The organism is Psychroserpens ponticola, assembly GCF_023556315.2.
Lineage (GTDB): Bacteria > Bacteroidota > Bacteroidia > Flavobacteriales > Flavobacteriaceae > Psychroserpens > Psychroserpens ponticola.
This window is the reverse complement of record NZ_CP116221.1, coordinates 1,679,088-1,692,038: the sequence shown is the minus strand read 5'-3', so window position 1 is coordinate 1,692,038 and position 12,951 is coordinate 1,679,088. Positions and strand designations below refer to the sequence as shown.

Genomic DNA, 12,951 nt, shown 5'->3' with positions numbered 1-12,951 from the left:
ATAGACTATTTATCTTTAACTTTATTGAGTTAAAAATAGTATATAACCGTATAGCTAATATCATACCAAAATGACTCCTACATTTGATAAAATAAACTTAAAATTTAAGTTAAATGGAAGACCTTATAATCATAGTGAACTCAAAGAAGTCGCTTATAACCTCATAAAAGAAGGTGTAGCACATGAAAAAGCTGTAGGTGATTTTCTTTTAGATTGGTTAGATAATAACGACTATGTTTTGGTAAAAACTTCGGGTACTACTGGAACGCAAAAAGAAATAAAACTCGATAAAAGTGGGATGGTCAACTCAGCCATTATGACAGGTGACTATTTTGGCTTAAAACCAGGAGATAAAGCCTTGCATTGTTTGCCAAGTCGCTACATTTCAGGAAAAATGATGTTAGTTCGTGCGATGATTTTAGGCCTAGAATTAGATATGATTGCGCCTACATTATATCCTGCTTTTGATGACCAAAAGCAATATGATTTTGGAGCTATGATTCCTTTACAACTTAAAAATTCTTTAAAGAGATTAGACAATTTTAAAACGATTATTATTGGAGGAGCAAGGGTTTCAAAATCTTTAATTGAGGCAGTAGAACTTTTGAATCCAGAGATATACGAAACCTTTGGTATGACAGAAACGATTAGTCATATTGCTGTTAAAAAGCTTAATCATACCAAGTCTGTAACTGAAGTTTTTAAAACACTTCCAGATGTTAGTATTTCAAAAAATAAAAAAAACTGCCTAATTATTGATGCTCCAAAACTGAATGCCAAAACAATTATTACTAATGATGTTATTGATTTGATTTCTGAAAATCAATTTGAACTTATAGGTCGCTATGATAATATGATAAATTCTGGAGGTGTCAAGTTATTTCCAGAGCATATAGAATTCAAACTACATGGTTTGATAAAACAACGGTTCTTTATTGCTTCAGAAGAGGATATTGATTTAGGTCAGAAAGTAATTCTCATTATTGAAGCTGAAAAATCTGATTTTGACAATGCTATCTTTTCTAAATTGCAAAAACATGAAGTGCCAAAAGCAATTTATTATATTCCGAAATTTCTCGAAACTGAAACAGGGAAAGTTCAACGAAAAAAGATGCTAGAAGGTGTTTTGAGTTCGTTTACCCATTGAAATATTCACACAACTAATTGTGTTAATTGCAATTAATTTGAATGAGGATGGAAAAATTTGAGAGTGTGATTTTCTTTTTCTAAAGATTTTTTCCCATCTCGATGTTGTCTTTCAAAGGTTTTTAAATCTGTTCCTTTACATATTCCATAAGAATAGTGATATTTTAAGAGCTCTAAATCAAATGGCATCATTTTTTTATTTTCAGAATAACAATCTGAAAAGATACTTTCACAATCAAATTCTTCAATAAACAGAAAGTGACCTAAAGATTTGATAAATAAAGATTTCATTTTTTGAATTCTTAGTCTATCACTAAAATTTGTTTTATCATCTAGTTTCAAAGAACCACGATAAATTTGATTACCACCATTCCAGCTAATAACATAATTTGAAAATTTATTATTTGTCATACTTGGGTTGTATTCATAATCTCCAAAATAATAAATAACATAATTTGAGTCTTCTATTTTTTTTACTTGATAAATATTTAAAGAATCTATGTTTTTAGAAATAGAATTTGTAAACGATAAGAATTCTTTTTTTACTGATTTCGAGATACTTTTTGAAAAGAAAATTTTAATATCATTTTTCCAATATTTCATAGTAGCAGGATCAGATGCTCGATTATCTTTTTCATTAAATGCAATTTTTTTATAATAAGTTAGAAAGGTAGAATCCTTATATTCATAAGTCACATAACTTCCTTTTTCATGTGCAGTTTCTATTAAAACTAAAGTATCATTAGCGCGAATTACAAAATTCATCGAATCTTTTTTTGTTAAAGGAAGCTTTTCCAAAAGATTGTAGTTTTGTAAGGTTATATAACTTTTTCCTATTTGCATTTTATTGCTTTGGCCTTCAGAATAGAAGTAAAAAAGTATGATTGCTATAAAAATTAATTGTTTTTTCATAGATTAATTTACCAAATGATACAAATCGATTAATGTTTGTTTTTCAACCTTACAATTATAAATTTCTGCGTAATGTATTTTGAGTAGATTTAAATCGAAGTCGGATATTACATCATTATTTTTATATCTAGTACTTAAAAAACTATTGTCATTTTCTAAAAAATGATCAGGATAAAAATGACAGAAACTTAGAAAAAGAGCTTGTTTAATATTACTCAACAAGAGTTCCTTGTCTTTAAGTAATTTATCATTTACTTCTAATATGCAACTTATGACGTTATTATTTGAATCAGGTATTAAACTATATTTACAATTGTTGAATATAAATTTTTCTTCATTTTTAATATTATCAAAAGAAAAACAAACACTCTTTTTTTTCAAGATTTCACTTGTTAATTTAATACGGTAATTTGCTTCATTAATGTCTTTAGTGAAAATGATATTAAAATTTTTTATCGATGAAATATCTTTATAAAACGCCTTGATGTCTTTAATAGTTTCTTTTGGAATGTCTTTGTCAAAATAAATAACAATAGAAGATGTCCATTGATTTAAATGGCTAATTTCAATGCAGCTTTTACTTTTAAATGGAAAAACTGAATTCAAATACGAATTCATTGTGTTTACGTCATAAGCTCCAGATTTGAGATGATTTAAATTTTTAATTACTTTTGATTTAGCATAGAAAGTATCTTTCGATGTAACGACATAATTCATTTTATCAGCATCATTTATATCTTTTGTATAGAGCACTCTTATAGGTAAAACTGAACTTACATCAATTTGCGAATGGCAATTAAATGTAAAACACAAAACAAATAATATGACGATCTGTTTATTAAACATATTACACCTGTAAAACTCCCATATTAAATGGTTTTTCAATAGGAGTGTGGTTAGCAGCTTCAATTCCCATACTAATCCAAGTTCTTGTGTCTAACGGATTGATAACTGCATCTGTCCAAATACGAGCAGCAGCATAATAAGGTGACACTTGATTATCGTATCTGTTTTTAATTTTATCGAATAATTCTTTCTCTTTGGCTTCAGTGATTTTCTCGCCTTTTTTAAGAAGTGACGCTTTTTCAATCTGAAGCAACACTTTAGCAGCAGAATTCCCACTCATAACTGCAAGTTCTGCACTTGGCCATGCAGCAATTAACCTTGGATCATACGCTTTTCCACACATGGCATAGTTTCCTGCTCCATAACTGTTACCAATTACAATAGTGAATTTTGGCACTACCGAATTACTAACGGCATTCACCATTTTTGCGCCATCTTTAATTATACCTCCATGTTCAGATTTACTTCCAACCATAAAGCCTGTTACATCTTGTAAAAAGACTAACGGAATTTTCTTCTGATTACAATTGGCTATAAATCGAGTAGCTTTGTCTGCACTATCATTATAAATTACACCACCAAACTGCATTTCGCCACTTTTAGTTTTAACGAGTTTACGTTGATTAGCAACAATACCAACAGCCCAACCATCAATTCTGGCATATGCTGTGATGATTGTTTTTCCGTAACCTTCTTTATATTCATCAAATTCACTATCATCTACTAAACGTTTGATAATTTCTTTCATATCATATTGATCTGCTCTCGAACGCGGTAATATTCCAAACATATCATCCGGATTCTCTTTTGGCTTTTTAGCTGTGACTTTATTAAATCCAGCTTTATCATAATCACCAATTTTATCAATTAAACGCTGAATAGTTTCTAGAGCATCTTTATCGTCTTTCGCTTTGTAATCTGTAACTCCTGAGATTTCACAATGTGTTGTTGCTCCACCTAAAGTTTCATTATCAATCGTTTCTCCAATAGCAGCTTTTACCAAATAACTTCCAGCAAGAAATATACTTCCAGTTTTATCAACTATTAAGGCCTCATCACTCATAATAGGTAAATAAGCACCACCAGCAACACAACTTCCCATTACAGCAGCAATTTGGGTTATTCCCATACTACTCATTACAGCATTATTTCTAAATATGCGTCCAAAATGTTCTTTATCTGGAAAGATTTCATCTTGCATTGGTAAATAAACTCCTGCAGAATCAACTAAATAGATAATTGGCAATTTGTTTTCTATAGCAATTTCTTGAGCACGCAAATTCTTTTTTCCAGTAATAGGAAACCAAGCACCTGCTTTAACAGTAGCATCATTAGCAACAACTATACATTGCTTGCCTTTTACATATCCCATTTTTACAACGACACCACCTGAAGGGCATCCACCATGTTCTTCATACATATTATCTCCAGCAAAAGCACCAATTTCTATACATGGTTTTTTAGAATCTAATAAATAATCTACACGCTCTCTTGCTGTCATTTTTCCTTTAGCATGGTGCTTTTCAATACGTTTTGCACCTCCACCAAGTTTGACTTTAGCTAGTCGTTTTTTTAAGTCGGAAAGGAGTAATTTATTATGATCTTCGTTTTTATTGAAGTTGATATCCATAGTGAGATTTTATTTTTACGAATTTACAAAACCATTAACGGATTAAAAAGTGAATAATTTGTTAAATTATTTACATGGAATTAATTTCCTAGGAATATATTAGATTTTTATTATATATTTGCATAATAAATATCAAAAACCAATAGACCATGAAACGAGATCGAATTATTTATTTTACTGCTACAGGTTTATTAACATTATTAATGTTCTTTTCAGTTAGCATGTATTTATTTAAGCATGAGGATGTATCAACAATGTTTACTAATTTTGGATATCCAACCTATATAATATATCCTTATGCTATAGCTAAGTTATTAGGGTTAATAGCCATTTGGAGTACAAAATTAAAAACTATTAAAGAATGGGCTTATGCTGGTTTCTTTTTTGCTTTTATATTAGCCTTTTTCGCACATTATATGATAGGTGACGGAGAACAAACTGGCGCATTAATTGCTATAATTTTATTAATTATATCATATATTTTTAACAAAAAACTAAAAAAACAATAATTATGAAACAGATTATAACATTCGCTGGAAGTAATAGTAAAAATTCAATTAACAAACAATTGGCTGTCTACACTTCTACTTTAGTTGAAGATGTAAATGTGACTATTTTAGATTTAAACGATTTTGATTTACCTATTTATGGGATTGATTACGAAATAGAACATGGCATTCCAGATAATGCACATAAGTTTTTAGAACATATCAAATCTACTAATGGTATCATTTTATCTTTAGCAGAACATAATGGCGCTTATGCCACTGTATTTAAAAACATATTTGATTGGATGTCACGAATTGATGGAAAATTATGGAGCGATAAACCAATGTTATTAATGGCAACTTCGCCAGGAGGTAGAGGAGGAACAACTGCTTTAGAAATTGCTAAAGGTCGTTTTCCTTTTATGGGAGGAAATATAGTTGCTGAGTTTTCATTACCTTCATTCAACCAGAATTTCTCTGAAGGAATAATGATAAATCAAGAATTAAATTCACAATTAAAAGAAGCTGTTAATCAATTTCAACAGCAATTATAAAATGGGAGATCTTTCTAAAGATATAAATTCGACGTTTCCAAATAGTAAAATTAAAGCATTGCTAAACATTATTTATACAGCAAATTGGATAAATAGCCATCAAAATGCTTTTTTTAAACCTTTTGGAATTTCGCCACAGCAATTTAATATTCTCAGAATACTTCGTGGTGCAGGAGAAGCTATAAAAGTACAAACCATAAAAGAACGCATGCTAGAACGTGCTCCTAATGCGACTCGATTAATGGATAAACTATGTGATAAGCAATTGATTGAAAGATTACCTTGTCCTGAAGATAGACGAGTTGTACATATTCAAATAACGAATAAAGGACTCAATTTAATTGATCAAATTTCAAAAGAATTTAATGAAGATTTATTAGAGAATTTATCAGAAAAAGAAGCAACACAGCTAAGTGATTTGCTTGATAAAATACGTTAGCGTGTTTTTTTAACCAAATAGTTTCCATGGAAACTATTGTAATAAAAATATAATGAAACTAAATACAATAAAGAGAGCAGGACGAAGTCATTTTATAAATATGGGACCAATCCGATTGAGACAACCTTTTCCTACAAAACATATTGAAATGATAGATCCTTTCATCTTATTACACCATTATGGACCTTATGAAATTTCAGCGGCTAATAACCCATTCGATTTAGGTCCACATCCACATAGAGGTTTTGAACCGATTACATTTTTAGTGCAAGGTGAACAATTACATCGTGATTCATTAGGAAACGAAAGTATTGTAAAAGCTGGTGATGTACAATGGACTACTGCTGGACGCGGAATTATTCACGCTGAAGGTCCAACTAAAGATTTAGTAAAACAAGGAGGAACTATTGAAGGCATTCAATTATGGCTCAATTTACCTTCGGAAAAGAAAATGATCGAAGCTAATTATCAACATGCAAAATATGAAGAATTTAAAGTGATTACTTCAGAGGATGGAAAGGTTGAGACGAGAATTATTGCTGGTGAGCTAGAAAACACATTTGGAAGAATAGGTACGCAAACAGCTGTTAATGCGTTTATGATTGATGCAAAAGCAGGTGGAGAACAGTTTATATCGTATTCTAACTCGCATCATGGACTATTATATCTCTTAAAAGGAAAAGTTATGGTAAATGGCGTTGAGGCCTTAGAATTAGATAAAAACCAACTTATGGAATTCAATCAAGATGGAGAAGGTTTTTCTATAAAAGCAGAAACTGGTAGCACATTGTTATTTATTTCTGGTGAGCCAATTAATGAACCTATAGCAACATATGGACCTTATGTAATGAACTCACAAACAGAACTTTTAGAAGCTATGAGAGACTTTCAAATGGGAAAAATGGGATTCCTTCCAACAAATTAGAATATCCTGCAAGGTTTCAAAAACCTTGTAGGTATTATTAAAATAAGTTTAATTAAATAGCCACTACATTATTTTGTAGGCAGTAAACATGAAAACAATAATTCACAAATCAAATACACGAGGATTCGCTAACCATGGTTGGCTAAAATCATTTCATACCTTTAGTTTTGCAAGTTACCAAAATGCAGAACGCATGAATTTTGGAGCATTACGAGTATTAAATGATGATTTAGTACAACCAAAAATGGGTTTTGGGACGCATCCTCATCAAAACATGGAAATTATTTCAATTCCGTTAAAAGGCGCATTATCTCATAAAGACAATATGGGAAATAAACGTGCTATTGAAGTTGGAGAAGTACAAGTCATGAGTGCTGGAACTGGATTAACACATTCAGAATTTAACGACAGTAAAACAGATGAAGTGAATTTTCTTCAACTATGGATTCTTCCTCAAGAATTAAATGTTGTACCAAATTATGAGCAACGTCAATTTCCTATAGCAGGCAAACATAATCAATTACAAACTGTTGTTGCTCCAAAAGACAAAATAGAAGGTAATGCATTACCAATTAGTCAGCAGGCATACATTTATAGAACTCTTTTAAATTCAGATAATTCTATAGAATTAATCGCAAAATCTAAACAGAACGGATTCTATGTTTTTGTAGTTGATGGCAAAATAGAAGTGGCAAGTAATTCTCTGGAAAGAAGAGATGCTATTGGTGTTTCTGAAACTGAAAATATTGAAATAAAAGCGAATCAAAATTCGGAATTGATAATCATTGAAGTACCGATGGACTAAACATTATAATTGTTTAATAGCAAAAAGGCATTCAAATTTGGATGCTTTTTTAGTTTTAAAATACGATATTTGTGTTTCCCTTAAAATAATAAAGAAATGGCAATGAATAAAAACACAGTGTTAGCTTGGGCTACCACGATTATGATAATAGTAGGATTAGGATTAATAGCATTAGGTGCATTTAGATATGATGATGTAGCTGGATGGGGATTTGCAGCTGTTGGTATCGGCTTTTTCGCTATTGCTTGGGTGTTTAATGCTTTAAAAGGTAGAGTGTAATGAGTGATGATAAAAAAGTGATTTTCTCAATGTCTGGTTTAACCAAGACATTTCAAGGTGCAAATACACCTGTATTAAAGAATATATATTTAAGTTTTTTCTATGGTGCAAAAATTGGAATTTTGGGACTCAATGGTTCTGGAAAATCCACATTGCTAAAAATAATCGCAGGTGTAGATAAGAATTACCAAGGTGATGTTACCTTTTTGCAAGATTATTCTGTTGGATATTTGGAACAGGAACCAAAATTGGATGATGACAAAACCGTTATGGAGATTGTTCGAGAAGGTGCTGCTGAAACTGTAGCTATTCTTGACGAATATAACAGCATCAATGATCAATTTGGGTTAGAGGAAGTTTATAGCAATCCTGATAAAATGGAAAAACTCATGAATCGTCAAGCTGAACTTCAAGATCAAATTGATGCTTCTAATGCTTGGGAATTAGATACCAAATTAGAAATTGCCATGGATGCGCTTCGTACACCTGATGGTGATAAAAAAATTAGCGTATTATCTGGTGGTGAAAGACGTCGAGTAGCACTTTGTCGTTTATTACTTCAAGAACCAGATGTGTTATTATTAGATGAGCCTACCAACCACTTAGATGCAGAATCTGTACATTGGTTAGAACATCATTTAGCACAATATAAAGGAACTGTAATTGCTGTTACTCACGATAGATACTTTTTAGATAATGTTGCTGGTTGGATTTTAGAACTTGATAGAGGAGAAGGGATTCCTTGGAAAGGAAATTACTCATCTTGGCTAGATCAGAAATCTAAACGTATGGCTCAAGAGAGTAAAACGGCGTCTAAACGTCAAAAAACATTAGAACGAGAGTTAGAATGGGTTCGTCAAGGTGCTAAAGGCAGACAAACAAAGCAGAAAGCGCGTTTAAAGAATTACGATAAGTTAATGAGTCAAGATCAAAAACAATTAGATGAAAAACTTGAAATTTATATTCCAAATGGTCCGCGTTTAGGAACTAATGTTATCGAAAGTCTTGGTGTTAGTAAAGGTTATGATGATAAGTTACTATATGAAGACTTAAATTTTAATCTACCTCAAGCTGGAATAGTTGGTGTTATTGGACCAAATGGTGCTGGTAAAACAACCATTTTTAGAATGATAATGGGAGAAGAAACTCCTGATAAAGGTGAGTTTAAAGTAGGTGAAACTGCAAAATTAGCTTATGTAGACCAGAAGCATTCCAATATCGATCCAGAAAAATCTATTTGGCAAAACTTTAGTGACGAACAAGAGTTAGTCATGATGGGAGGAAAACAAGTCAATTCTAGAGCCTATTTAAGTCGTTTTAATTTTTCTGGAAGCGAACAAAATAAAGCAGTAAAATTACTATCTGGAGGTGAACGTAACCGTTTGCATTTGGCAATGACACTCAAAGAAGAAGGTAATGTATTACTTTTAGATGAGCCTACCAATGACCTTGATATCAACACATTAAGAGCTCTAGAGGAAGGTTTGGAAAATTTTGCAGGTTGCGCTGTTGTTATTAGTCACGACAGGTGGTTCTTAGATCGCATCTGTACACATATTTTAGCTTTTGAAGGCGATAGTCAAGTGTATTTCTTCGAAGGTAGTTTCTCAGATTATGAAGAAAATAAAAAGAAGCGTTTAGGTGGTGATTTAGTCCCTAAACGTATCAAATATAAAAAGTTAGTGAGATAGTTTTATCAAAGAAGTATTGATACAAAAAAAAGCCAGCTAATTGCTGGTTTTTTTATTTAGTATATATGACATTCACCTAAATTATAAGAATTTGAGATATCATTTTTTTTTAGTGTCTCAAAATTTGAATTAAATTCATCTAAGGCTTTTTTCCATTGCGTTTCAGGAGGAACTGTATATAATAAAAATTGTGTTTTTATACCTATAAAAAGCACAATCAAATTAAACAGAACAAGTGATGTAAGTATAATCAAGTGCTTATTATTTATGCTCAATTTGCTTTTTGAGTAAACTATTTTCCTTTTTTAATTGATAAACTTTAATAAGATTAAGAACTAAAAGAATTAGTAGTGTTACAAAAGCGATTGATAGTATTGCTACCAACTTTGATTCATCTTGCATGACAATGAAAATTAATTGTTAGTATCGTACAAATGACCATCTGTAAAGTCAGTATATTCCTTATCAATATTAGCTTTGTATTTATTCTTATCCATCAAACGTTTGTTTTCAGCTTTAAGTTTATACATTTTAATGACAGCTATGCCAATAAATACCGCAAAAATCACTGCAGTTATTATGAGTACAATAGTGAGCTGAGTAGTGCTTACGAGGGAATGAGTCCTGACGAAGTGAGCTAACATATTTTATAAGTTTAATTAGATTTGGTTAATCAAATATACAACTTTATTCCAAACGCCAACTGTTTAGTTATAAAAAAGTTACATTTTAACATTTACACTTCGTCGGGTTTTTCATACCATTCATCTTGTATCACTTCTATAGCGCTATTTTTATCATTTACAATGGCTTTAAACTTTTTCACATCACTAAAACCATTTGTGCCACGATAATGATATGGATACACTTTTTTAGGCTTAAATTCTAAAACGGCATCTGCAGCACTTTCAACGGTCATTGTATATGGCAAATTCATACAAACAAACGCGATATCTATATTTTTTAATTGACGCATTTCTGGAATATCTTCAGTATCACCTGAAATATAAACACGTTCATTACCTAAAGTTAAGACATAACCATTACCTCGATTTTTTGGATGAAATTTAAGGGCTTCTTCTCTAAGATTGTACATTGGTATTGCCTCAATAGATAGTTTAGCTTTACCAATGGTATAATTTTTACTTAGAAAATTAGATAGAACAGATGTTTTACTTCGTAGCTCTGATGGCAATTTATCAGCAACAGCTAATGGAGCAATTATTTTAGAACCATTTGTTGAAATTGCCTCTAAAGTTTCAATATTTAGATGATCACCATGAATATCTGTGATCAAAATCAGAGATGGTGGCTTTTGATCTTTGAATGCTTCGGCTCCTCCTACAGGATCAATGTACAGCACAACATTTTCATACTCCAAGACTAAAGTTCCATGAAATATGGGATTAATTGTCACTGAACTAGCTGAAGTTTCAGTCACTGTGATTACTTTTTCAATGTCTTCTTGCTTCTTCTCAGAACCGACTTCAGTTTTATGAGATTCATTATTAATAGTCTCTACTTCAGAAACCTCCTCTTTTTCAATAGTTTCATTAAAATTACTATTGGATTCTTTTTTATCCGATTTACACGAAAACACAGTGATGCAAATCAGTACGACTAGAGGTTTTAAATAGTTCATTCGATATAGTTTTAAGAATTTAAAGATAATCACAAATCATGAGTGTAGAAAGTTTGTAACAAAGTATTCAAATTCACTACTTATAATTTAGAGCATTATGTTTTTAAAATCATATTTTTTTAACGAAATTGCTTATCCGAAACTTTGTTCAACTTAAAACACTACATATACTATGTCTGACGATTTTGATTTATTAGAAACGAATACTAACGAGAAAAGCGAGAAAGTAGATGTTAATTGGGGAAAAGCCATTGACACTATGAAATCTAAATTGGCTCAAGAAGATGATCCTGAAAGCCGTCAGAAGATATTAAATGCAACTCTCGATGATGTCGTTCATATGGCAGAACAAGATAGATCAACGCTTTTAGACGCTATAAAAGATCTTACTGATTATCAAGATGAAGTGGGTATTATTTTTGAAAAATTTTCTGCGCTAAATCCAGCCGAACAAAAAATCATTGATGATGCAATTAAACGTTTAGAACGTGCTAAAGTAGAATTAGAAGATGCAGAAGCTAAACCAGATACCTGGTGGAACAATCTTTGGGGAAGAAAAAGTAAAATTAAAGATGCTCAAAATGAGTTGAATATTGCTCAAAAAGATAGAGATGCTGCAGATAACAAAGCGAAAGCAATGTTTCAAACGCGTATTGAAAGTGCTGATATTCAAACCTTATTAAGCGAATTAAGCTATAAGTCTCAAGCTGCAGTGACTCGACTTAAAAATCGTGAAATAGAAATTAAAGAGGTTGAAGATAAATTGCAAACTGCAATTGTAGAAGCAACTAAAAACCATACCAAAGCCTTAGAGAAAAAGAAAGAAGTAGAAGCCAAACTTGAAGAAAAGTATGCTGCTTTAAAACAAGCACGTCAAGCTTTAGAAGAAATCGTAGATAAACAATCTGCTGAGTATGCACAAGCCATTGGTGATGTAACAACGCTGGAGCAAGCTGTTGAAGAATTAGAGGGCCTTAAAAATGCCTACACAACATTAGCAGCTTCTAAAGATAGTTTCGTTCACAAGCATAATCTAACCATTAAAGTATTAACCTCTTTACGTAGTAATTTACAAACGCATCGCGCGAAATTAAAGAGTGACACCGAAGAGCGTTTGAAGTATTATGATGGTTATGTTGTGGCTTTAAAAGCTAGAACAGATCAAGAGTTTGCTGCTATTTTAGAACATTTAGGTGTAAAAACTGATGAACATATTGGTGAAACCTTAGCGTCTATGCATACTGCAAGTGCGAAAGCGCGTCAAGAGATGATGGATAATATTCCTGTTCACGAAAAAGTAATGCAAGGTGTTTATAGTAGCTATGCAGAGGCTTTACAAGAAATTCGCGCTAAGGATGTCGATATTCAAAAGAATTTCGCTGAACGTTATGGTATCGATATGAAAGAGATTTTCGAAGATTATTATAAAGCAGATCCAAATGCACCAAAAGGTGATGATGGTAAACCTGAAGGAACTCCTAAGCCTGAAGGTGGAAATGATGATTTGTTGAGCTAAACTAATAATGATGGCGTTACCAATTTTTGCTTTTAATGGCAAAAGTTGGTCAGGCTTTTATTACTCGCTCTCTTTGAG

14 protein-coding genes are annotated in these 12,951 nt (G+C 31.6%); 9 read left to right on the top strand and 5 right to left on the bottom strand.

Features of this window, described 5'->3' with window-relative positions; all coding sequences use genetic code 11:
• The first annotated feature begins 70 nt into the window (after positions 1-70).
• The gene (locus MUN68_RS07500) at positions 71-1,147 is read left to right on the top strand and encodes an AMP-binding protein (RefSeq protein WP_249994576.1); all 1,077 of its coding nucleotides are present in this window, start codon (positions 71-73) and stop codon (positions 1,145-1,147) included.
• 32 nt (positions 1,148-1,179) lie between these two features.
• On the opposite strand, the gene MUN68_RS07495 is transcribed toward MUN68_RS07500, so the two are convergent.
• The 3 genes from MUN68_RS07495 to MUN68_RS07485 are packed head-to-tail and all read right to left on the bottom strand — an operon-like array spanning position 1,180 to position 4,534.
• Complete coding sequence (locus MUN68_RS07495; protein ID WP_249994573.1) at positions 1,180-2,058, bottom strand: hypothetical protein; 879 nt, start codon at positions 2,056-2,058, stop codon at positions 1,180-1,182.
• A 3-nt stretch (positions 2,059-2,061) separates the two neighbouring features.
• Positions 2,062-2,904 (bottom strand): hypothetical protein, encoded by an 843-nt coding sequence (locus tag MUN68_RS07490; protein WP_249994570.1) that lies wholly within the window; start codon positions 2,902-2,904, stop codon positions 2,062-2,064.
• A 1-nt stretch (position 2,905) separates the two neighbouring features.
• A complete protein-coding gene (locus MUN68_RS07485; protein ID WP_249994567.1) occupies positions 2,906-4,534 on the bottom strand; it encodes an acyl-CoA carboxylase subunit beta in 1,629 nt (542 codons plus the stop codon).
• 149 nt (positions 4,535-4,683) lie between these two features.
• Between MUN68_RS07485 and MUN68_RS07480 the strand changes: the two genes are divergently transcribed.
• The 7 genes from MUN68_RS07480 to ettA all read left to right on the top strand — a co-directional run bounded on the left by MUN68_RS07480 (position 4,684) and on the right by ettA (position 9,715).
• A complete protein-coding gene (locus tag MUN68_RS07480; RefSeq protein ID WP_249994565.1) occupies positions 4,684-5,043 on the top strand; it encodes a DoxX family protein in 360 nt (119 codons plus the stop codon).
• 2 nt (positions 5,044-5,045) lie between these two features.
• A complete protein-coding gene (locus MUN68_RS07475) occupies positions 5,046-5,576 on the top strand; it encodes an NADPH-dependent FMN reductase (RefSeq protein ID WP_249994563.1) in 531 nt (176 codons plus the stop codon).
• A 1-nt stretch (position 5,577) separates the two neighbouring features.
• Positions 5,578-6,015, top strand: a complete 438-nt coding sequence (locus tag MUN68_RS07470) for a MarR family winged helix-turn-helix transcriptional regulator (protein ID WP_249994560.1) — start codon at positions 5,578-5,580, stop codon at positions 6,013-6,015.
• A gap of 52 nt (positions 6,016-6,067) precedes the next feature.
• The gene (locus MUN68_RS07465; RefSeq protein WP_249994558.1) at positions 6,068-6,940 is read left to right on the top strand and encodes a pirin family protein; all 873 of its coding nucleotides are present in this window, start codon (positions 6,068-6,070) and stop codon (positions 6,938-6,940) included.
• Positions 6,941-7,028: 88 nt separating this feature from the next.
• Complete coding sequence (locus tag MUN68_RS07460) at positions 7,029-7,745, top strand: pirin family protein (protein ID WP_249994556.1); 717 nt, start codon at positions 7,029-7,031, stop codon at positions 7,743-7,745.
• A gap of 96 nt (positions 7,746-7,841) precedes the next feature.
• Entirely contained in the window at positions 7,842-8,024 is a 183-nt protein-coding gene (locus tag MUN68_RS07455; RefSeq protein WP_040249340.1) for a CAL67264 family membrane protein, read from the top strand.
• The gene (gene ettA / locus MUN68_RS07450) at positions 8,024-9,715 is read left to right on the top strand and encodes an energy-dependent translational throttle protein EttA (protein ID WP_249994554.1); all 1,692 of its coding nucleotides are present in this window, start codon (positions 8,024-8,026) and stop codon (positions 9,713-9,715) included. The genes MUN68_RS07455 and ettA overlap by 1 nt, the downstream gene beginning before the upstream one ends.
• A gap of 56 nt (positions 9,716-9,771) precedes the next feature.
• On the opposite strand, the gene MUN68_RS07445 is transcribed toward ettA, so the two are convergent.
• Positions 9,772-9,969: a hypothetical protein gene (locus MUN68_RS07445; protein WP_272792428.1), complete on the bottom strand. Its 198-nt coding sequence runs from the start codon at positions 9,967-9,969 to the stop codon at positions 9,772-9,774.
• A gap of 482 nt (positions 9,970-10,451) precedes the next feature.
• Positions 10,452-11,357 (bottom strand): MBL fold metallo-hydrolase, encoded by a 906-nt coding sequence (locus MUN68_RS07440; protein WP_249994550.1) that lies wholly within the window; start codon positions 11,355-11,357, stop codon positions 10,452-10,454.
• Between the two features lie 172 nt (positions 11,358-11,529).
• Here MUN68_RS07440 and MUN68_RS07435 point away from each other — a divergent pair, with 172 nt between their 5' ends.
• Positions 11,530-12,873, top strand: a complete 1,344-nt coding sequence (locus tag MUN68_RS07435; RefSeq protein ID WP_249994549.1) for a coiled-coil domain-containing protein — start codon at positions 11,530-11,532, stop codon at positions 12,871-12,873.
• Positions 12,874-12,951: the final 78 nt, after the last annotated feature.

What these genes read in the sequence shown, in the direction of transcription:
- MUN68_RS07500 (WP_249994576.1), top strand. Translation starts at nt 71, where the DNA reads ATGACTCCTACATTTGATAAAATAAACTTAAAATTTAAGTTAAATGGA.
- MUN68_RS07495 (WP_249994573.1), bottom strand. Translation starts at nt 2,058, where the DNA reads ATGAAAAAACAATTAATTTTTATAGCAATCATACTTTTTTACTTCTAT.
- MUN68_RS07490 (WP_249994570.1), bottom strand. Translation starts at nt 2,904, where the DNA reads ATGTTTAATAAACAGATCGTCATATTATTTGTTTTGTGTTTTACATTT.
- MUN68_RS07485 (WP_249994567.1), bottom strand. Translation starts at nt 4,534, where the DNA reads ATGGATATCAACTTCAATAAAAACGAAGATCATAATAAATTACTCCTT.
- MUN68_RS07480 (WP_249994565.1), top strand. Translation starts at nt 4,684, where the DNA reads ATGAAACGAGATCGAATTATTTATTTTACTGCTACAGGTTTATTAACA.
- MUN68_RS07475 (WP_249994563.1), top strand. Translation starts at nt 5,046, where the DNA reads ATGAAACAGATTATAACATTCGCTGGAAGTAATAGTAAAAATTCAATT.
- MUN68_RS07470 (WP_249994560.1), top strand. Translation starts at nt 5,578, where the DNA reads ATGGGAGATCTTTCTAAAGATATAAATTCGACGTTTCCAAATAGTAAA.
- MUN68_RS07465 (WP_249994558.1), top strand. Translation starts at nt 6,068, where the DNA reads ATGAAACTAAATACAATAAAGAGAGCAGGACGAAGTCATTTTATAAAT.
- MUN68_RS07460 (WP_249994556.1), top strand. Translation starts at nt 7,029, where the DNA reads ATGAAAACAATAATTCACAAATCAAATACACGAGGATTCGCTAACCAT.
- MUN68_RS07455 (WP_040249340.1), top strand. Translation starts at nt 7,842, where the DNA reads ATGGCAATGAATAAAAACACAGTGTTAGCTTGGGCTACCACGATTATG.
- ettA (WP_249994554.1), top strand. Translation starts at nt 8,024, where the DNA reads ATGAGTGATGATAAAAAAGTGATTTTCTCAATGTCTGGTTTAACCAAG.
- MUN68_RS07440 (WP_249994550.1), bottom strand. Translation starts at nt 11,357, where the DNA reads ATGAACTATTTAAAACCTCTAGTCGTACTGATTTGCATCACTGTGTTT.
- MUN68_RS07435 (WP_249994549.1), top strand. Translation starts at nt 11,530, where the DNA reads ATGTCTGACGATTTTGATTTATTAGAAACGAATACTAACGAGAAAAGC.